This is a genomic window from Flavobacterium sp. 3HN19-14 (assembly GCF_051373205.1).
Lineage (GTDB): Bacteria > Bacteroidota > Bacteroidia > Flavobacteriales > Flavobacteriaceae > Flavobacterium.
This window is the reverse complement of the sequence record NZ_JBPPZT010000001.1, coordinates 346,939-365,894: the sequence shown is the minus strand read 5'-3', so window position 1 is coordinate 365,894 and position 18,956 is coordinate 346,939. Positions and strand designations below refer to the sequence as shown.

General features: G+C 43.9%; 19 protein-coding genes, 1 tRNA gene and 3 pseudogenes. 4 read left to right on the top strand and 19 right to left on the bottom strand.

The genetic code is table 11. The features are described 5' to 3' along the window. Positions 1–6: 6 nt before the first annotated feature. The 4 genes from ACSLFW_RS01855 to ACSLFW_RS01840 are packed head-to-tail and all read right to left on the bottom strand — an operon-like array spanning position 7 to position 3,696. A complete protein-coding gene (locus ACSLFW_RS01855; protein ID WP_436554399.1) occupies positions 7–465 on the bottom strand; it encodes a T9SS type A sorting domain-containing protein in 459 nt (152 codons plus the stop codon). Next, positions 413–2,269: a hypothetical protein gene (locus tag ACSLFW_RS01850; RefSeq protein WP_436554398.1), complete on the bottom strand. Its 1,857-nt coding sequence runs from the start codon at positions 2,267–2,269 to the stop codon at positions 413–415. The genes ACSLFW_RS01855 and ACSLFW_RS01850 overlap by 53 nt, the downstream gene beginning before the upstream one ends. Positions 2,270–2,275: 6 nt before the next feature. Further along, a complete protein-coding gene (locus tag ACSLFW_RS01845) occupies positions 2,276–2,779 on the bottom strand; it encodes a tail fiber domain-containing protein (RefSeq protein WP_436554397.1) in 504 nt (167 codons plus the stop codon). A 44-nt stretch (positions 2,780–2,823) separates the two neighbouring features. Then, entirely contained in the window at positions 2,824–3,696 is an 873-nt protein-coding gene (locus tag ACSLFW_RS01840; protein ID WP_436554396.1) for a hypothetical protein, read from the bottom strand. 153 nt (positions 3,697–3,849) lie between these two features. Between ACSLFW_RS01840 and ACSLFW_RS01835 the strand changes: the two genes are divergently transcribed. After that, complete coding sequence (locus tag ACSLFW_RS01835; protein ID WP_436554395.1) at positions 3,850–3,999, top strand: hypothetical protein; 150 nt, start codon at positions 3,850–3,852, stop codon at positions 3,997–3,999. Here the strand turns inward: ACSLFW_RS01835 and ACSLFW_RS01830 are convergent. From ACSLFW_RS01830 to ACSLFW_RS01820, 3 genes are all read right to left on the bottom strand, one after another. Then, a complete protein-coding gene (locus tag ACSLFW_RS01830) occupies positions 3,974–6,478 on the bottom strand; it encodes a beta strand repeat-containing protein (protein ID WP_436554394.1) in 2,505 nt (834 codons plus the stop codon). The two genes, ACSLFW_RS01835 and ACSLFW_RS01830, sit on opposite strands and share 26 nt — an antisense overlap. Positions 6,479–6,855: 377 nt before the next feature. Next, positions 6,856–7,497, bottom strand: coding sequence for a response regulator (locus tag ACSLFW_RS01825; RefSeq protein ID WP_436554393.1), 642 nt, complete (start codon positions 7,495–7,497; stop codon positions 6,856–6,858). A 64-nt stretch (positions 7,498–7,561) separates the two neighbouring features. Continuing rightward, positions 7,562–9,433 (bottom strand): tetratricopeptide repeat protein, encoded by a 1,872-nt coding sequence (locus ACSLFW_RS01820; RefSeq protein ID WP_436554392.1) that lies wholly within the window; start codon positions 9,431–9,433, stop codon positions 7,562–7,564. A gap of 242 nt (positions 9,434–9,675) precedes the next feature. On the opposite strand from ACSLFW_RS01820, the gene ACSLFW_RS01815 reads away from it, so the two are divergent. The 3 genes from ACSLFW_RS01815 (at position 9,676) to ACSLFW_RS01805 (ending at position 11,316) form a co-directional block, all read left to right on the top strand. Continuing rightward, positions 9,676–9,747: transfer RNA gene (locus tag ACSLFW_RS01815), tRNA-Arg, on the top strand. A gap of 535 nt (positions 9,748–10,282) precedes the next feature. Continuing rightward, a complete protein-coding gene (locus ACSLFW_RS01810; protein WP_436554391.1) occupies positions 10,283–11,098 on the top strand; it encodes a mechanosensitive ion channel family protein in 816 nt (271 codons plus the stop codon). Next, complete coding sequence (locus ACSLFW_RS01805) at positions 11,098–11,316, top strand: hypothetical protein (protein WP_436554390.1); 219 nt, start codon at positions 11,098–11,100, stop codon at positions 11,314–11,316. The genes ACSLFW_RS01810 and ACSLFW_RS01805 overlap by 1 nt, the downstream gene beginning before the upstream one ends. A gap of 45 nt (positions 11,317–11,361) precedes the next feature. Here ACSLFW_RS01805 and ACSLFW_RS01800 read toward each other — a convergent pair whose 3' ends face one another. The 12 genes and pseudogenes from ACSLFW_RS01800 to ACSLFW_RS01745 form a co-directional block, all read right to left on the bottom strand. Continuing rightward, positions 11,362–12,168: a T9SS type A sorting domain-containing protein gene (locus tag ACSLFW_RS01800; RefSeq protein ID WP_436554389.1), complete on the bottom strand. Its 807-nt coding sequence runs from the start codon at positions 12,166–12,168 to the stop codon at positions 11,362–11,364. After that, positions 12,165–12,293, bottom strand: a complete 129-nt coding sequence (locus tag ACSLFW_RS01795; protein ID WP_436554388.1) for a hypothetical protein — start codon at positions 12,291–12,293, stop codon at positions 12,165–12,167. The genes ACSLFW_RS01800 and ACSLFW_RS01795 overlap by 4 nt, the downstream gene beginning before the upstream one ends. A gap of 152 nt (positions 12,294–12,445) precedes the next feature. After that, positions 12,446–12,835: a helix-turn-helix transcriptional regulator gene (locus tag ACSLFW_RS01790; protein ID WP_436554387.1), complete on the bottom strand. Its 390-nt coding sequence runs from the start codon at positions 12,833–12,835 to the stop codon at positions 12,446–12,448. Between the two features lie 44 nt (positions 12,836–12,879). Next, positions 12,880–14,034, bottom strand: a complete 1,155-nt coding sequence (locus ACSLFW_RS01785; RefSeq protein WP_436554386.1) for a hypothetical protein — start codon at positions 14,032–14,034, stop codon at positions 12,880–12,882. Positions 14,035–14,178: 144 nt separating this feature from the next. After that, complete coding sequence (locus tag ACSLFW_RS01780; RefSeq protein ID WP_436554385.1) at positions 14,179–14,541, bottom strand: hypothetical protein; 363 nt, start codon at positions 14,539–14,541, stop codon at positions 14,179–14,181. A 9-nt stretch (positions 14,542–14,550) separates the two neighbouring features. Next, a pseudogene (locus ACSLFW_RS01775) lies at positions 14,551–15,715 on the bottom strand (MFS transporter). A gap of 39 nt (positions 15,716–15,754) precedes the next feature. Continuing rightward, on the bottom strand, positions 15,755–16,915 hold the full coding sequence (locus ACSLFW_RS01770) for an MFS transporter (protein WP_436554384.1): 1,161 nt from the start codon (positions 16,913–16,915) through the stop codon (positions 15,755–15,757). A 168-nt stretch (positions 16,916–17,083) separates the two neighbouring features. Further along, positions 17,084–17,632: a putative glycolipid-binding domain-containing protein gene (locus tag ACSLFW_RS01765; protein WP_436554383.1), complete on the bottom strand. Its 549-nt coding sequence runs from the start codon at positions 17,630–17,632 to the stop codon at positions 17,084–17,086. A gap of 9 nt (positions 17,633–17,641) precedes the next feature. Continuing rightward, positions 17,642–18,073, bottom strand: a complete 432-nt coding sequence (locus tag ACSLFW_RS01760) for an SRPBCC family protein (protein ID WP_436554382.1) — start codon at positions 18,071–18,073, stop codon at positions 17,642–17,644. 135 nt (positions 18,074–18,208) lie between these two features. Further along, positions 18,209–18,382, bottom strand: coding sequence for a DUF4130 domain-containing protein (locus ACSLFW_RS01755; RefSeq protein ID WP_436554381.1), 174 nt, complete (start codon positions 18,380–18,382; stop codon positions 18,209–18,211). Further along, positions 18,357–18,635, bottom strand: a pseudogene (locus ACSLFW_RS01750) (DUF4130 domain-containing protein); the annotation flags it as partial. The gene ACSLFW_RS01755 and the pseudogene ACSLFW_RS01750, both read right to left, overlap by 26 nt. Then, positions 18,551–18,946: pseudogene (locus ACSLFW_RS01745) on the bottom strand (TIGR03915 family putative DNA repair protein); the annotation flags it as partial. The pseudogenes ACSLFW_RS01745 and ACSLFW_RS01750, both read right to left, overlap by 85 nt. Positions 18,947–18,956 lie beyond the last annotated feature (10 nt).

Below are 18,956 nucleotides of genomic sequence, written 5' to 3'. Positions count from 1 at the left end.
ATCTAATCAATAAACAATTTTCTTGCTCACTTTTCCCCTGTCAGTTTCAATCGTAATAATCTGCACGCCTTCAGCAATGTTAAGATTACTTAGCGTCGTATTAAAAGCTTTTATGTCTTTCTGCTCATACAACTTCCGTCCGCGGATGTCGTACAAAGTGATATTTTGAATTTCCGCCGAGGGCGAAACTACATATATAGCGCCGTCATGCTCATAAACGATAACGTTGTTGTCGCTAATTTGAGGCACATCGGTTCCGAGAAATGGCGTAAATACAATTTCAAAACGTTCCGCAAAATCACCTGCCGCACTCGTGAAAGTATAAGCGCTTTCCTTTAAATTGTGTGTAAGTCCGAGCAGATTATCCTTAATATAGATGATCTGGTCGCCCATAAATAATCCGTCGGTATGGTCAATGGCAATGGTGTAATTGCCTGCAGCCGCCGTTGAAAAAGAAAGCGGCACAACATCCGTATCCGAAAATGGCAACGGACGCGCCTGTATCACGCAGTTTTGATTGCCAATGAGACTCGAAATCATCGTGCCCTGAATTAGGTTGTTTTCCATCATAAGAAGGGTCGAAGCCATTCGTCACATTGTTCATATACCCAATCATAATCTGGTTGTAGCCTTTCGTCGCATCGGAAAGATTGAGCCAAATGCGGCTTCTGTCATCTAAAGTGGTACGCAGTGACGACGGATTCGGAATCCTCATATCGTTGCTGAAAAAAACCAAGTCTTCAGTGCTGCCCGTTTCCATCAAAAATCCTTTTCCGGTTTCGATAACGCCAACAGGAGCGCCGGTAGCTGGTTCTCCAATAACAAATGAAACAAAAGAATCTGTTGCGCCGGCGAGGTTGAAGGCTGCAAATGCCGAACTGCTTTCCAAACCAAGATCAGTCACTGTCCAAATAGAAATCGTGCCCGGATTTGCCTCGAGGAAAATCGTCGCGTCAATTGGCGATGGATACGGATTCGCCAGAAAGTTGAATCCTAATCCGTCGTTTGAAACAGAAACTTCAATGTCACCGTTGTGTGGTGTTCCGTGCCAAGTGGAAACAAAAGGTTGTACCGCAGCGGGTGCCGAGAAGAAATCAGCAGGTGCGCCTACAACAATTCCTTCTCCGGGCGGAAATTCAAAAGTCACCGGATCAGCACCCGCACCTCCGCTGGCAACCGGAATGAATAATGGCTCAAATGAATTTTCAGTCTCGCTGAAAATGAAAAAATTATCTTCTAAAGTCGATGGCGAAAAAGCACGAACGTTCTGTCCTGAAACCGGCGCTCCAATGAAGAGATTATCGTCTCCTCTTATGAAAATATCCTGGGTTACGGTAACTAGCCCGTAGTCAGCCACATCGGCCACCTGCACAAGCGCTCCATCGTCGTGTATGGTGACCGAAGCCGAATCGTCTATAGAAAAGAATCCGTTTACAATAAAGAAAGTATCTCCGTCTATATTGACCACGGCATCCGCATTTACCCTCAGTGAACAGGAAGTGATATCTCCAAAAGTTGAAGTATCATAATCGCCATCGATGATTACGGCATAATCAAAAGAGTCGGGTGTGCCGTTGCTCCAGGCTGTACCGTTCCAGGTCGTGGAAAGGGCACAGTCGCGGATGGCAAAGGCAAAATTGCTATAAACGCTTGAATCGACAAAATCGTTGGTTCTGATGTGTTGATTTCCCGGTAAAATTGTTGCCGGCAGCAAGCTCCATTGTGTACCGTCCCAACCCGCAATTGAAAAACGGCTCAGGCCAAATTCAGCCACAAGCGGTTCCAGTACATCATTAAACGCCAGGGTAATTTTTGCCTGTGCGGTACTCTGGATGTCCCAATGACCATTGCCGGAAATCTGCTGGAGGTCGCTGTCGATGCTTGTCGGGCTTTGCGGACTACCTGGCATATAGCCGGCAATGACAGGCACATCATTGTTTTCGACGATCAGGTTGAGCGCTTTTGTAATGGAATTTGTCCCTAACGGAAAATAACCAAGGTCGTGGGGAAAATTATTCTTGATGTAGCCATTCACTTTCTTTAAGTCGCCCGTTCCGGTAAAGGTAGTATTCGCTCCTGCCACCAACAGGCCTTTCGGGGAAATGGCGGTCGTGATATCGGCGTTGAATTTCACTTCGTAATTCTGGGTGAAAAGCTTCGCACCGCTTCCGATGTAAATGGGTTGCCCCACATACAACTTTTGCTGCGCCGACATCGCCAGCGGAAAGCAGCAAGCCATCAGGAAACTGATTTTTATAATCGCTTTCATAAGCTGTTATTTACGGTCGTTTTTGGCCACATGCTGCGGCAATAAGATAGCTTTAAGTGCAGCAACGTCTTGTCTGAGGCTGTTGGTTTCCTCGATTTGTGAATCGATTGAAGCTTTCAGGGAAAGATTTTTTTGCTGTAATTCTGCCAATTCTTTTTGTTGTTTTTCGATGATCAGCTGCTGCTCTTTCACAGAGTTGATCAGGATGTAAGTCATCGCGCTGTTATCTACCTGAAGGTATTCGGTGTTGTCTTTGTTGAAAGTACTCACCATGTAAGGCGCCACCGGCTGCAATTCCTGAGCGATCACACCGATATGTTCCGGCTGTACATCATAACCCGATTTTTCGTTATAGTGGTATTTTACCGGACGGATTGACAAGAGTTTTTCAAGGCCGTCTTTATAATCGACTACATCTGTTTTCAAGCGCGCATCTGAAGTAGCTGTCCAGCTTCCGCCGCCTGCTTTATAAGCATTTCCGCTGATTGTCAGGTTACCGTTTTTATGCACGATAAGTGCGTCACTTCGATTAAAAGTACTTGTGCCATTGCCAATTACGAAAAGGCGATCGGCTGTATTCCAGTTGTTTGTACTTGCCGGAGCATAACTTGTGTTATAGGCCCAATAGCAGTTTCGGCAAATGAATAGGCAGAAGAGACATAACCCATCGCTGTAGAAATATTGCCTGTTGCGCTGGTGTAATAGCCAAGGGCAACTGCACCCGCTCCGTCAGCTCCGGCATGATTTCCAATTGCCACAGCACCAACACCGGTTGCGGTAGTGGTATTCCCAAGTGAAACCGAATGCATTCCGTATGCTGTTGCATCATAACCTGCGCCAAAAGAATATTCTCCGATATTAGCATCATCCCATGCGGTAAACGACACGTTACCTGCACGGAATGCTGATTTTTTAGGATAGAAGAACATCCTGGTCCCGGAACCGCTCGTTTCAAGATCTGCGCCGCTCAGATGACTGCCTGTAACCAGTAAGCCGTCAGTTCCTGCGATTTTCACAGCGCCTGCATCTGCAGTAATTGTGCGTCCTGATCCTGCGCCTCCTGTATCATAAGCGGTATCAAGTGAACCGCCTCCGCCGCCTCCGCCGCCTGTTGCCGGGGTAACCCATGTGGCAAGGCCATTGTTATCACAAGTAAGTACTCTTCCTGCAAGCTGCGAACCGTCTGTAATTTTAATTTTTCCGGTCATTTCAAGGGCTGTTGTAGCGCCGGCATTGGTTTCAATCAGCATTGCCGGGAAGGAAGTTGTATTTCCTCCTTTGAGGTAAATGCCGCGTCCGTTTGTAGAACGCGCAAACAATGCATCACCAAAATTGGATACGGCATTGATGGCCTTTGCGCCTACGCAGACATCGCATCCGGCAGGATTGCCGCTCAGTCCGTTTTCAACAGCATTGAGTACACTCATGTAACCTGCAGTGCCTCCGGAGAAGTCGCCACACGCCCCATTTGATTGTTTTTGGTTACCTCCATAATTCCGTTTGTAGAAGTGGTTGTTGTTCCAACCAACACCGCACCGGTGTTACTGTTATAGATATCGTTGCCAGAAACGGTTCAGCCGTTGCCGCCACCGCCACCGCCTGCAGGCGCATCTGCCCATTCGACAGTTCCGTTGGTGTCTAATGCTTTGAGGAATTTTCCTGCGGCTGCGCCCGTGGTTTTGAGTTTGATGGTACCATCTGCTACTAATGCCGTTCCGCCGGACTTGTAAATGAACCTGCAACTGAACTGCTCAATGCCGAAATCGCAGTTCCCGATGAGCTGATAAATGAGCCAGCTGTACCAGTATTAGATTGCGCAAATACACCTGATCCTGAACCTGATGCCACACCACGAAGCGCTGTTCCTGAAGTTGTTGTTCCGTTTACGGCAGTGCTTGTATTGTTGCTGCCTTCTACTGCTGCTGTTGTACCTGTTGAGGTTACAGAAAATACTGCTGCATTTACATTACTGGCCGTGCCCGAATACGGAAGTGTCAGCGAAGTGGATGGCAATGTAACACTGCCACCGCCATTTGATAATGAAAGGCTGTTGCCGCTTATTGATAATGCTTGAATTTCATTCGTAGCGCTGTTATCAGTAGCAGAAATGGCATTGCCTGTGATATTGATACCTGAACCGGCCGTATAAGCAATGCCGCCATCAGGAATTGCCTGTGCAGAAAGATTACCAAATGCATCGGTTATTACCATACGGGAACCCAATCCGCTCAGCGTGCCTAGCTGTACTTTTCCTGATAGAGTTTGTAATGCCAATCCGTCAAGGACATTGCTGAATCTGCCGCCTACACCATCCGGACTTGAAGCTGACCCCGATACACCACAAGTATTACCGGTTTGTGCAATAGACAGGCCTCTTACGCCTGTACCATCCGGACTTTCAGAGCGACCCAGCACACCAATACCGTTGGTTCCCGTTGTCGCTTTTCCGAACAATCCGTAGCCTCCTGCGGCTGTATTGGTTACGAAAATGCCTCCCGAACCGCCAATAGCAGTTGTTCCTGTATATGGCAGGTTAAAACCGCCAGTCGGGATGGCCTGTGAAGAAAGATTCCCATCGGCATCTGCGACAACCATTCGGGTTCCGGTTCCGGAAAGACTGTTAAATTGCACACCGCCGAATTCCTCCCTTAAAGCTTTTCCTCCGCCTAAGTTGATGAAGCTTGCGCCAAAGCCATCAGGACTGGCACTGCTTCCGTATACACCGATATTGATTCCTGAAGTGGCAATCGAACGCCCCTGGACACCAATGCCTGTCGTACTGGATGACCTTCCGAAAACTCCGGTGCTCTCACCGCTTGTAGAAGTAGCAAAACCACCCAATCCGATTCCCTGGTTGCTTTGAGAACTTCCTACTACTCCAATCGAAGATCCTGTTGTGGCACTCGCAATGCCGGAAATAACATAAGCACTATCGCCTGTGCTTGTAAGATTTATTCCTGTCCCTGTGGTTTCTGCAAAGTATGGGAATGTAAGACCTGCAGGCTGCGTAGACAATTTTCCGGCAGCATCGGCAACTACCATTCGGGTGCCTGTGCCGGAAAGACTGTTGAACTGTACGCCGCCAAATTCTTCCCTTAATGCTACGCCTCCATTGATATTTACGAAACTACCTCCAAAACCATCCGGACTGTTGCTGCTGCCATATACGCCCATATTTACTCCTGAACTGGCGATTGAGCGTCCCTGAACGCCGATTCCAACGGGACTGGAAGACCTTCCGAAGACTCCGGTACTTTCGCCGCTGGTAGAAGAGGCAAAACCACCTACTCCTATTCCCTGAACACTCTGAGCGCTTCCGACTACCCCAATAGTCGCCCCTGTTGCGGCACTTGCGATACCGGAAATTACATAAGCATCATCAGCGGTGCCTGTCAGGTTTAATGCTACGCCTGTGGTTTCTGCATAATACGGTAATACTAATCCGGCAGTGACTGCCTGGGTCGATAAAGTACCGTCTGCACCGGCAACGACCATTCTTGTTCCTGATCCTGAAAGATTGTCAATCTGGACTTTACCTGTTGTCGTTTTTAATGCTACACCGTTTGAATTGACATTACTGAATGAACCTCCAAATCCAGACGGACTGTTCGTTCCACCCTGCACGCCAATATTAACGCCGGAATTGTTGCCTCCTCTGCCATTTACGCCTATTCCATTCAATGAGGATGATGCCCCATGTACGCCCACGCTTTGGCCAGTAGTCGAATTCGCCATACCTGTAACGCCATTGCCTTCCGTACTGTATGATTGTCCAACAACACCTGCGCCAACACCGGTAACTGCGGTCGAGATACCGGCTACAGCAGAAGTTGCCGGTTCTGTGTTAAAAACACTAAACCCGTTTCCTGTTGTAGTTCCTGAATAGGGAAGTTTTAAGACAGCAGAAAGCCATTGGCCGTTTTCCCAGTAGTAGAATCCGGGCGTTACATTATTGGGTGAAGTACCTGCCGTTGCAGTATTGTATACTAAAGTTCCGTTGACAAGTGCGCCGCCTTGCGGATTGGTCACGGGCGCCGCCACATTTGCACCGGAAAGCGCGATTCGCGGTACAAGCAATCCTTTGTCGGTTGCCGTGATATCGAGTGCGGCTTGTGGTGTTTCTGTTCCGACGCCGATTTCGGCGGAACTTTGCTGGAACGAGAAAAGCCCCGTCAGCAGAAAAGTAAAGTAAAGCAGTTGTTTCATCATTAGTTAGATTTAGATTAATAGTTTTTAAACTTTCCCTGTATGCCGGAGTTAAGATGTTGATGCCCAGCTTACAATTACAAATTTGGCGATTGGTTTTTTTGGTTGCATCACGAAATAGGGTGAGTGCGGTGGCCGGTGGTCGGTGTTCAGTATTCAGGTGTATAACTGCCGACTGATTACTGAACACTGAACACTTTTTCCGCGTTAGGGATAGAAGAGGAAAGCCCGGAGCCGCAGAACGCAGTGGAGCCGGCGAGGACTTGGAACGGATAGCCCGCCGATGGCCAATCGTTACGTTAAGGTGTGCAGGGAATTTCCGGCCAGCGGAACGCCCTAATAAGTCGAAAGCGGAAAGGCGAAAGTGGAAAAGTGAATTACTAAAGGTTCTCCCGAAGTGCTTTCGCGACGGCTTCGGTGTTGGAGTTGACCTGGAGTTTGGCGTAAATGTTCTTGATGTGTGATTTGACTGTGTCTATGGAAAGATTGAGATCGGCAGCGATGATTTTGTAGCTTTTGCCGTTCACGAGTTCGTGTAGTACTTCTTTTTCGCGGAAACTGAGCATCGGACTGGCTGCGGTTTCTTTCTGCGGGACGCTGTTGCGGAATAAATCGACGATGCGCCTGGCGATTCCGGGTGTCATGGGCGAGCCGCCTTTGCCGATGTCTTTGAGCGCTTCGATGTAACCCGACGGCGTGGTGGTTTTGAGGATGTAACCCGCGGCGCCGGCGCAGATGGCTTTGAAGATGTGGTCGTCGTCGTAAAAGACGGTCTGGATGAGGATTTGTATTTCGGGAAAATGTTTTTTGATGAGGCGTGTGGCGTCGATGCCGTCTACGCGCGGCATTTCTATGTCCATCAATACGATGTCGGGATCGTGTTTTTTTATTTTTTCGATGGCATCGGAACCGTTGGAGAATGTGGCAACGCAAGCGAGCTCAGGGTCGCTGTTGATGACCATTTCGAGGCTTTCGCGCAGGTGCCTGTTGTCTTCGAAGATTACGATTTCGAGTTTTGCCATTGTTTTTATTGCAATTTTACAATCTTATTGGATGCGGGAAATCACGAAATAGGGTGAAATCCTGTTATAATCTGACGCTTAATGTTATCGTGGTGCCTTTTTCATTTTCAGAAACGATATCGAGCGCGCCGTTGATGTCTTTGGCGCGTTGTTCCATATTTTCGAGGCCGTTGCCGAATGCGTTTTTATTGGCGTCGAATCCTTTTCCGTCATCGGCAATAATCAAGACGAGCATTTTTTCGTGTACTGAAAATGAGATAGTGATTTTTTTACAATCGGCATATTTGACGGCGTTGTTGACGGCTTCCTTGAAGATGAGGTAAATGTTTCTTTTATGGAGCATGTCGAGTTCAACGCTGTCGTTATTGTCTTCTTTAAAATCACATTCCTTATGTGAAGAATTGCATATTTCTGTGAGGAATTTCTTCATCCTGTTTTCGAGTGATGCGGCAGATGCCTGCTTCGACTCGGGTTTGATCATCCAGACGATATCGCCCATAGATTCGATGGTTTCCTTGATGTTGCTGCTGATTTTTTCGAGCATTTCGGGCGAATCGTTCTTGGTTTCGCGCGCCATTTCATTGAGCAGCCGGATGCTGCTGAGGGAGCTTCCAACGTCGTCATGCAGATCGGAGGCGATGCGGTTGCGCAATTCGAGTTCCTTGTTGCGCTGCTTGAGCCGGCTGCGGTTGATGATAAAGGCGATTGCCGTAAGAATCAGCAAAATCAATAGTAAAGAAACTAATAATTGCGTGTTGCGTTGTGTGATTTTTTGCTGTTGGATGGCTTTGTTTTTGTTCAGAAGCTCAATTTCCTTGTCTTTCTGGTCGGCTTCGAACTGCGCGCGCAATTCTTCAAATTTCTCAATCTGTTTGTCATAGTTAATGCTGTCTCGCAAAAGATAACTTGCCTTATAGGTTTTCAGGGCTTCTTCATATTCGCCTTTATTTTCATACACTATTGCAAGTTTTCCTATTATATCAGCACGGTAATTGACGTAAGTTGTTTCGTTACAGAGCAATAACGCATTTTTTAATATCGATATGGCTTTGTCATAATTCCCCGAAATGCTTTCCAGGCCTCCTATCGCCGTATTGATGTAGATGATATCGGCTTTATTTCCGAGACTCTCGTAGTTGTCGCGCGCTTTGTAAGTGTATATTCTTGCCTTATCGTATTGTTCAAGGCTTGCGAAAAGCGTACCCATATTTTCATAGGACATGGCTGCAGAATAAAGGTCATTTTGCTGTTTGGCCTCTTTGAGTGTACTGTTGTATTCCTTAAGGGCCTTGTCGAAATTTCCCATTTCCTGGTACATGATACCGAGACTGTTCCTGATAGCGCATTTGTTTTTAATGTCTTTAGCGGTTGTGATTGCTTTCAGGAAATATTTTTCGGCAGTACCGTAGTCCTTTAACTTTCTATAAACAACCCCGAGATTCTTATAAACCAGGCATTCAGAATCACTATGGGTTTTTTCCATGATCTTGACACATTTCATCAGATTTTCAATTGCCATATCGTATTGTACCTGCTGGAGATAAATTGTCGCAAGATTTGAATAGCTCGTGATGAGTTGCTCCTGGTCGTTTGTTTTTTTGTAAAAGGTTATGGCTTTTGTAATATAATCGACGGCTTTGGTCGAATCGCCGTCGGTAAAATAAATCCAACCCAACGTATTGTAGGCACTTGCAAAACCATTTTGGTCATTGTTTTTTTGTGCTAATTTTAATGCCCTTTCTGCAATGGCATACGCAGAATCTTTCCGTATACCGATGTAGGCAAATGCGAGATGGCTTAATGCGATTGTTTTTACGGCGTCAGTTTTTGCAGACTTTACATTAACCCTCAGCGAATCAATTTTTTGATTTTGTGCCGAAGCCTGAAAAGAAGGCAACAATAAAAGCGCAATAGATAAAAGAAACAGCGGTTTCAAAATCCGGCCGGAAGTAAGTTTTGATTCATATGCGATTGGCTAGGCGGTCAGTGAACGAAAAATACAAAAAAAATGGAGAATGCGATATTTTTTCCGCATAAATGTTTGATTGAAAGTGCGTTGACTTAAATAAAGCACGAATTAGTATGGTTGTTTGAGCAGCACAAATCGAAAGTGTATCGGAAAAACTAAAATCACCAACGGCAGTTTATAAAAAATTTAGTTATTTTTGCCGCCTTATCGGTCCCGTAGTTCAACGGATAGAATAGAAGTTTCCTAAACTTTAGATCCAAGTTCGATTCTTGGCGGGATCACCTACTAAAGCTGTCTTTCATGGGCAGCTTTTTGTTTTTAGGAATAAGTTTGCGCCGAAATATCGCGCGAAGAATTTTAACAATTTTACGGCAAACCCGCAATACAACGTGTTGAACAGATTCGTATTTTACCTTCAGGGAAGGGGCAATGCATCCCTACGAAAAAATAAAGCTTTCCGTTTACGGGTTTGCCGTAAAAATTGTTAAACTTTTAAAATAAGTTATTGCCGTATATTAATCCGCAAACACTTCATACAAAAAGAGCAGGGACAACTAAGTAGCTATCCCTGCCCAACTAACCCAGTAACCAAAACAAATCATGAAAATTCGTGTATACACAAAATTTCTATTTGTGGTTATCTGATTATACATGTAAAATTACGACTGTAAACCGTACTAGTTGTTATAGGATTTACTTCCGGATTTGTAACATTTTAAGGTTTATCGACAGAATGAAAATCTTGTAATCTTTTACGTATATTTCATAAAAACAAAATGGCTTTGAAACGGTAATTTTGCAAGAAAGCTAAACAAAATGCAGGAATTCTTAGACGACATCTGGAAACACATTCAAGGCTATTATTATAAAATAATCGACCTGACTCCAAAATTATTGCTTGCGATAATCATCCTGATGTTGGCTTGGTTCATTGCATCACGCGTGAAGATTTTCGCAGATTCAAGGCTGAAATCCAAAATGCACGATCCGTTGCTCGCAACATTCATCGCCAACCTGATCAAATCAATCCTGATTATCATTGGCATTTTCTTCATGTTCAAAATTGTCGGACTCAATAGTATTGCAGGAAGTGTTCTGGCAGGAGCCGGAATTTCCGCTTTCATTATCGGTTTTGCCTTAAAAGATATAGGCGAAAATTTCCTTGCGGGAATTCTTTTGGCTTTCAAACGGCCATTCACCGTTGGCGACATCATCGAAAGCAACGGCGTAAAAGGTAAAGTCATTTCGCTCAATCTCCGTGATACGCAAATCAAGAGCGATGGGAAGGATATTTACATTCCGAATGCATTGCTGATCAAAAATACACTGACCAATTACAATAGCGGCGGTTATTTATTGCAGGAACTTATTGTCGGTCTCGAATATGGCTCTGATTATGCGAAGGCAATAGAAATCACCAAAAGCCTGTTGCATTACGACGAAGAAATCACCGAAAAAGGCTATACAAATACCGTTGTGATTTCTGGCGTCCATGCTGATCCGGCATTCATTCAGCTTAGCATTCGGTATTGGGTGAAAACCGATTCGCTGATTACAGACGGCCGCGTGCGTTCAGAAATCATCATCAAAATCATGACCGCTTTAAAGGAAAATGGCTTCAATATCAAATAATGATTCCGTATAAGAACCAGAATGGCAATTCAGGCATAATTGGTTATGAAATTGCCGATAATGCCATTCGCATCCGCTTTCTCGACGGCGAAGAATACCTTTACACCTACAAAACTGCCGGAAAAGAAACCATCGAAAAGATGAAACAACTTGCCATTTCAGGAAAAGGATTAGCCACTTATCTGAACCGATTTGCTTCAGAAAAATATGAGAAATAAAAAAAGCCCGACAGATATCGGGCTTCTTCATTCGTTTTTGATGGTTTATTGCTTGATGAATTTTATTGCACTACCATTCATCCTGATAAAATAAACGCCTTTCGAAAGGGAACTTACATCAATTTTAAAAGGATCTGAAGCATACAATTGAATATTTTGTCTGCGAATGATCCTGCCGTCGACGCCAACAATTTCAATTGCATGGCTGCCGTCGGCCATATTGCTGCCTTTTATAAGATTGATTTCTGCATTTGCTGGAGTTGGATAGACAGTAAAATTATTTTGTTCGAATGACGGATTTGATAAAAATAGATTTTCAGTCGTTACATCATCAATGACCAACCTGCTTCCCCAAGTGGCGGGTACAATTCCGTTTGTCATCGAAAAATCGACTGTCATGCGAACCGGAATTTCATCAGACGTCAGAATCATTGGCGCTGCCGCGTAAGTATATTCCGAATGTGTTCCCGAAATTTCAACAATCGCCTTTCCGATACTTTCTCCGCCCGCATTGAAAATTTCAAGTTTCGCCTGCGCGACATCATTATTCATTGGGAAAAATTTGTAGAAAAAACCGATTCCGTCTAAAATCGTGGTTTCGTCTACCAGAAATCCAGTGTTCCAGCCACTCGCGCCGGTGTCGCCGGTATTTTCATTAAAAAGAATCATTTTTCCCGGAATGATTGTGTCTTGCGTGACATTGCGGGCATTCCTGATTTCCATCGCGCGATTGCCGCTACGTGATTCGTTGTTGAAAAAACAATAGCTGCTGTTGACTTCATTGTCAAAGATGATCGTATCACTTATCGCAACTTCATCCTCATTAATTGGAATTGAGACGGCAATAATCATAGGATTTGGACCCAAAACCGAGTGTCGTTGCCATATCCGACAAATTCTTCAAAACTTCCGTTGGGAACCTGCGCTGTCGCAATCGCTGAAAATGCAAGCAGCAAAAAAAGGTAATTTTTTTTCATAACTAATTTTTTTAGGTTAAGGATGAAATCCTGATGAGCCATTTCACTTTGTCAAAATTATTGCATTAGTGCTTAGATTGGTTAAAAATCAGGTGTACAAAAGGTGAACACAGCAGTAAAATCAGGTAGAAAGCAGGTGAACATTTATCTTTTTATATCGAAAGAATGAAATCTGTAAGGTTGTCTTCATTGTTCAAACGCAGTTTTTTCCGCAATCGGTAACGCGCCGTTTTCACACTGTCGGGCGAAATATTTAATATCGATGCCATTTCTTTTATTGAAAGATTGAGCTTGATCAAGGCGCACATTTTCAAATCGTTTGCGCTGATCTCGGGATAATTCTGCTTCAGCTTCGTATAAAAATTCTTGTTGATGCTTTCGAAATATTTGTCAAAATCATTCCAGTTGCTGTCGGAAATCAGATGGCTGTTGATGATTTTAGACAGTTGCTCTTCCGGGATATTTTCTTTCCCGTGAATGATTTCCTTAATTTCTTCGAGCAGCTCATTCTTTTGCAGCATCTGAAAAGCGATGGCGCTCATCTGGCTTTCCTTATATTCGAGGTCGTTTTTAAATTGCTGTTCTTTCAGCGATTTTGTTCCTCAAGTGCCGCTACCAACTGTTCTTTTGTTGAAAGCAGCAATTTATTGCGTTTGTGGATTCTCCTGAAAAACAAAAAAGTAAGCACCAAAACCAAAATAATCGCGGCTAAAAGATAATTGGTCAATCGCGAAACTTCCTTTTCCTTTGAAATCAAATCCAGTTTCCGGTTGATTTCCGAAACTTCAAATTGCACTTCAAGGCTTTTTGCAATTTGCTCTCTTTCTGAAGAAAAGATAGTGTCTTTTATGGCGATGATTTCTTCTTGTAAAGCGTTAGCATGAAGATAATCGTTTTGCTTTTTCCTGATTTCGATGCGTGCTTCGAGCGTTTTGATTTTAAAACTTTTATCCGAGAGTAAATCGGCGATTTCTTCAGCTTTTTGGATATAATTTTCCGCCTGAATAATGTCGCTTTTAAATTCGAAATGCCATTTGCTTAAACCAAGCAACGATGAAACCCGGGCCTGTTTATTATCTGTCTCTTCTGCCACCCGCATCGCTTTTTCGAAATAATCAAGACTGGTTTTTTTGTCTTTTTTAACAAGTGCCAGCAATCCCAACTTCGAATAAACCGATGGCAGATAGGCTTTTATATCCGATTTTTCAAAAACATGCAGCGACAACCGGTAAAAGACCGCGGAAGAATCGTTTATTTTTTTGATTTCATATAAATCGCCAAGACTTCGGTAGGCCAAACCCAATGTTGCGGGATCGGAATTGTTGTCTTTGAGTTTCGCAACAACTTCCTTGCTGCATTGTAAAGCCGCGTCATATTTTTTTCTTCGGCTGTAAATCGTGCCGATGAGCTGCAGGCATTTACACCTTCCGATCAGTGCTTTTTCAGGATTTAAATTTTCAAGCTTTTGGTATTCATTCATCGACTTGATGACGAATTGGAGTCCTTTTTCAAGGCTGGAACCGTAAGAGCAAATTCCCAGATAAAAATAAGATTCGGCTTTGTCGCCCGTGTTATTTTCCCTGATTGCGTTTTCGTTGGCCTGCCAGAAATATTTGAAAGCTTCGTCTTCATTGTCTTTCACCAATGCTGCCCAACCTTTTTTGATTAACGGATTGTTGGAATCTGTGGCAAAGCAATTGCCGGATAAAATGAGAAGCAGGAAGAGGAATAATTTTTGCAATGGCGTAGTTTCTGAAACAACAAATGTAGATTTTTTGTACAGAAATCAACGCGTGATTCAGGTAGACAATTGGTAGACATTTTAAAAATTCACGAAATCTTAGAATTTTTGAAAACAATTGCGGGCTTTTAAAGCAGCATGATTTTAAGAAAAATCACTTGGCAAAAACCCATCCGGCGCATCCGGTTCAGGAACGATATAAATGCGATGCCATTCTTCTCCATCGATTAATTCCCACGAATGGCCTTCGCCGACTGTATCTTCTGCAATCAGTAAAATTCCGGGTTCAATGATAAAACTTTTCGCGTCAGAAGTGGTAAAGCGTAGTTTTCCTTTCAGCGTCACGACATATTGATAACGCGGCGCCTGGTGTTGCAGCCGCTGGTAATCTTCGATTTCCGTCATCAGGAAAAACCGCCTGGCACTCAAATCAAAATGTTCAGGAAGTGTGCCTTCCTCAAAATAAGATTTTCCGAATGTGTCGTTTTTAATCCTGAATGCCTTCATAAATAATATTTAAGCTGTAACCGGAATTATTGCCGAACGCCTGATTTGTATCAATACTAATGTAATGATTGCTCCAAAAGTTGCCATCGCCACACCGACTAAATTAGGCGAGGCGAAACCATATCCTGCGATTAATGGCAGTCCGCCCAAAAAAGCGCCCAATGCATTCCCGATATTGAAACTTCCCTGAAGCGCCGCCGAAGCAATCATTTCAGAGCCAACTGCCGTTTGTATCATCAGCATCTGGATGGGTGCGACAACCGCAAATGAAATACATCCGGTTAAAAATACCAAAAACAAAGATAAATATTGATTCCCCGAACCGAAAAATACAACTGTCAAATCAAGCGCCATCAATAAAAGCAGCACTAAAATGGTTTTTGCGGGTGAAAATCGGTCGGCGAGTTTCGCACCTAATAAATTCCCGACCATCATACCAAGCCCGGCTAAAATCAGGATGTAAGGCACGCTCTCTGCCGAAAATCCCGAAACATCCGTGAGCAATGGCGCGATGTAACTGATCCAGCTGAACAATCCGCCAAAGCCGATGGCGGTAATCGCAATGATGAGCCAGGCTTCGGTTTTTTGGAAGAATTTCAGTTGCTTTTTCATGCCGTCTGTTTGTCAGATTGCAGGTCAGGCATCCAGAAATAAAGGGATATCAGCGTCAATAAACCAATCGCGGCAATCAATACGAAAGTATAACGCCACGAAAAATGATGGCCAATATAGGTCGCCACCGGAACACCGGCAAGATTGGCGAAAGTTAATCCGGAGAACATCATCGCGACGGCCTGTGCTTCCTTTCCTTTTTCGGCCAGTCGGCTTGCCACAACAGCACCAACGCCAAAGAAAGCGCCATGTGGTAATTCGAACAAAAATCTCGAAACGAGCATAATATCATAATTTGGTGCGATGATTGACAATGCATTAAAAACCGTTAGCAGTAATGCAAGTAACAACAACATTTTCTTTGGGCAAAATTGCGTCCGGCGATAACGAGTAAAGGCGCACCAACCACAACACCCATCGCATAAGCGGAAATCAGATGTCCCGCAACCGGAATTGTAATGTGAAGACTCTGAGCAATATCGGGCAGCAAACCCATCATCGCAAATTCTGTAATTCCTATGGTAAGGCCGCCGAGCAGCAGCGCAAAAAGGCTTTTTTTCATTGCAGTTTCATTAAAAATTATTTTCAATGCGCAATGCTTTCAGGATTTTTTATAACTGTAAAGTGCTACAATCATGGCCAGTATACTCATGGAAATGAGTTGAAAAGTAACGGCTTGCCATCCTCCGAAATCCCAGCATTGAACGCCTGCAAAAGTACCCAAAGCGCCGCCGATAAAATAGCAAGTCATATAGATTGTATTGATACGCGAATTGGCTTTTTCGTCAAGCGTATAAATGGCCGCGATGTTGATGAGCTGTGTCGCCTGAACGCCAAGGTCAAGCAACAAAACTGCAACGGTAATAGCGATTACAGAGAATGGAAAAACCTTCAGCAAAATGACACTTATCAGTAAAATTCCAGTCGTATACAATTGTGTTTTTGCTGAATTGCCGTTATCGATGAGTTTACCGATGTAAGGAGCAGCTAGTGCCCCGGCGATGGCGAGAATCCCGAAAAGCCCAATCGTATCAGAACCGAAATGAAACGGTGCGCCACTCAAATGAAACGTCAGCGTTGTCCAGAAAGCACAAAATACACCAAAAATCAAAGCGCCCAATAAAGCGGCAATCCGCAATTTAGAAAATCGTTTGGTCTGGTAAATTGCCGAACGCAATAATTCTGCATAATTGCCACTGAATTGCGGTGCTGCGTCGGGAAGTCCGTAATGGATCATCAGCATCGTGGCGAAAACCATCACCGATGACAACGCATACACATAATGCCATCCAAGCCATTCTGCGATAAATCCTGCGAAGACGCGCGCGGCTAAAATCCCGATTAAAATTCCTGAAAAAACAATGCTGATGGTTTTGCCTTTGTTTTTGGTTTCAAGACTCGCCGCCATCGGCAATAAGACCTGGGCTGCGACGCTGCAGCAACCGATAACGAGGCTCATCGCAAAAATCCCGATGCGGTTTTGTATGAAAACCATTCCAAGTAAAGCTAAGATCAACAGCGATTGCAGGCATAAAATAAGTTTCTTCCGGTTGAATTTATCGCCGAGCGGCGTGATGAAAAACAATCCGAATCCGTAACCTGCCTGCGCGAGAACGGCTACGAGTCCGACCTTGCTTTCAGTGGTGTGCAGCGATTCGGCGATGGCTTTTAGAATAGGCTGGTTGTAATAAATATTGGCGGCACAAACCCCGGCGGCGATTGCCATGATGGTGATTTGTGTTTTGGTGAGGCCTTGTTGCATTTGGTAAAAGTACGAAAAGCACCACTTTTTGAACCGCAAAGAGCGCAAAGTTTTTTGCAAAGAGTAATACATTATCGCTGAGTTTCAACCGCGAAGGCACAAAAGCACAAAGACACAAAGTTTTAAAGCTTAGCGAACTTTGCGAAAACTTTGCGCCTTTGCGGTAAATTAAATCCGACCAAAAAGATTCGGATAATCAATTACAAAACCATTATCATCAACCGTAATTTCTGCCTTGAAATCATTGGTCGTGTTTTCATAGCGATACGTATGTTTTGAGATTTTGGTGTAAATCTGCTCAATCGGATAAACTTCCTGTTTGAGCACATCGATATAAATGACTTTGATGGTTTGCGGCTGCCCGATTTCAAGTGAAAGCCTGTTGATGGGCAGCGTATTGGTGAATGGTGTTACAGAAATATCAATGTCATGGCAATCGTCGAAATCAGATAATTCGCCATTTTCGCCTATCCATTTTCCATGAGATTTTTGTATTTCGAGTACCAATTCTTTCCATCCAACCCGGATTGTAAGTTGAAAACCAATCGTTTTCCATTGGTTGTCGGTCATGATTTCGTATTCGCAATGATAGGAGATATCGTCTAAAATTCCCGTAACATTTGAAGAAGCAATATAACCCGAATCAGTTTTTTCGACACGGCAATTCTCATTAGAGCTGATTTTATCCAGCCCTTTCCAGTTGATAATCTGTTTCATGATTGGGGTTTAACTTTCGGCGACTTCTTTCAGTTTTTGCAGTACAGTGTTCCAGTTTTGAACCGAATGTTCTTTTTCTTCTTCAGAATGGATATTGTCCTGAAGCAAAGTCACCACCACTTGCTTTTCCTCATTTATCGAAAGCGAATACGTCACAAGATTGTAATTTTCCGGCAAATCTTCTTTTCCCGACATCGAACTCAGGTAAGTGAACTGCAAAGTTTTTTCAGGAACGAATTTTTTGACAATGCCTTTGTCATGGTATTTTTTGCCTTCATATTCGCCGTAATATTCTATCGGTTCTTCTTCGATCCAACTCGTGATGACGTCGGTTCCGAACATATATTTCTTGATGTTTTCTGCGGTTGTAAGCACTTCCCAAACGCGTTCAGGCGTTGCATTTATGGCGATTTCGGTATGTGCGGTGTATGTCTTTTCCATGGTTTTGATTTTACTCTAATTTACGGATTATACGGCAGAAGTTTGTGAAAGAAAGGCTAAAGTTTAGTCGAAAGTCACAAGTCGAAAATCCAAAGTCGAAAAGTTTGCCACGTTCTTTCGACTTTGGACTTTGGACTATTTTTTTTCAGTCAAATACTTCCAATACCGTTTCGGCACGTGCTGCAAATGCAATTTCATGTTTTTTCTGGCGGGAATATTCGTGCTTTTGAAGTAATCATTCCACAAAAGCGCATACAAACCTTCCTTGTCCCGTAACGTATTTTCAGGAAGATAAGAAGTCGTTTTCATTTTCAGGCGCAAAGTCAAACGTCACTTCTTCGACTTTTTCCAAATCGTAAAACAATCCGTATTTGCGCTTCAAATCATAAATGATCCACTTTTGGTCTGCATAGCGGTTTTTGAAGAAATTCACAATCAATGGCAAAACATTGAAGTCCGGTTCAACCGGCGCATAAAAATCCCGTCGCTGGTTTCCTGAAAGCGGATAAAAGCTTTCATGCGGTGCCTTTCGCGGCTGACACTTCTTTCCATTTTTGAAATGGCAATGACAGACGGATTTCCGAAATTGGCTTCGGCACCTTTCGGATTGTCGAAAATATAGCAGGCGAAATCGAAAAGGTGCTGGAAACTTTCTGCACTTTCTGAAAGGAATGTGTAATAAAAACGCCGTTGCCAATCGGCAGGAATTTTCTTTTTCAGTCCGTCCCAGACGCGTTTTGACTTCACTTCATCACTGACAACTTCAAAAGTTTCATCAATCAGAGATGGCTCATAGTGTTGTTGGCCGACAATCTGGATTTTTCCGGGTTTTCGTTCATAAAATTCAAAAACCGCGGTCAGCAAGCCTTCCATCGAACCATCA

Coding starts and splice junctions, on each gene's coding strand:
- ACSLFW_RS01850 (WP_436554398.1), bottom strand. CDS start 2,269: ATGAAAGCGATTATAAAAATCAGTTTCCTGATGGCTTGCTGCTTTCCG.
- ACSLFW_RS01840 (WP_436554396.1), bottom strand. CDS start 3,696: ATGAGTGTACTCAATGCTGTTGAAAACGGACTGAGCGGCAATCCTGCC.
- ACSLFW_RS01830 (WP_436554394.1), bottom strand. CDS start 6,478: ATGATGAAACAACTGCTTTACTTTACTTTTCTGCTGACGGGGCTTTTC.
- ACSLFW_RS01825 (WP_436554393.1), bottom strand. CDS start 7,497: ATGGCAAAACTCGAAATCGTAATCTTCGAAGACAACAGGCACCTGCGC.
- ACSLFW_RS01810 (WP_436554391.1), top strand. CDS start 10,283: ATGCAGGAATTCTTAGACGACATCTGGAAACACATTCAAGGCTATTAT.
- ACSLFW_RS01805 (WP_436554390.1), top strand. CDS start 11,098: ATGATTCCGTATAAGAACCAGAATGGCAATTCAGGCATAATTGGTTAT.
- ACSLFW_RS01800 (WP_436554389.1), bottom strand. CDS start 12,168: ATGATTATTGCCGTCTCAATTCCAATTAATGAGGATGAAGTTGCGATA.
- ACSLFW_RS01795 (WP_436554388.1), bottom strand. CDS start 12,293: ATGAAAAAAAATTACCTTTTTTTGCTGCTTGCATTTTCAGCGATTGCG.
- ACSLFW_RS01790 (WP_436554387.1), bottom strand. CDS start 12,835: ATGAGCGCCATCGCTTTTCAGATGCTGCAAAAGAATGAGCTGCTCGAA.
- ACSLFW_RS01780 (WP_436554385.1), bottom strand. CDS start 14,541: ATGAAGGCATTCAGGATTAAAAACGACACATTCGGAAAATCTTATTTT.
- ACSLFW_RS01770 (WP_436554384.1), bottom strand. CDS start 16,915: ATGCAACAAGGCCTCACCAAAACACAAATCACCATCATGGCAATCGCC.
- ACSLFW_RS01765 (WP_436554383.1), bottom strand. CDS start 17,632: ATGAAACAGATTATCAACTGGAAAGGGCTGGATAAAATCAGCTCTAAT.
- ACSLFW_RS01760 (WP_436554382.1), bottom strand. CDS start 18,073: ATGGAAAAGACATACACCGCACATACCGAAATCGCCATAAATGCAACG.
- ACSLFW_RS01755 (WP_436554381.1), bottom strand. CDS start 18,382: ATGAAAACGACTTCTTATCTTCCTGAAAATACGTTACGGGACAAGGAA.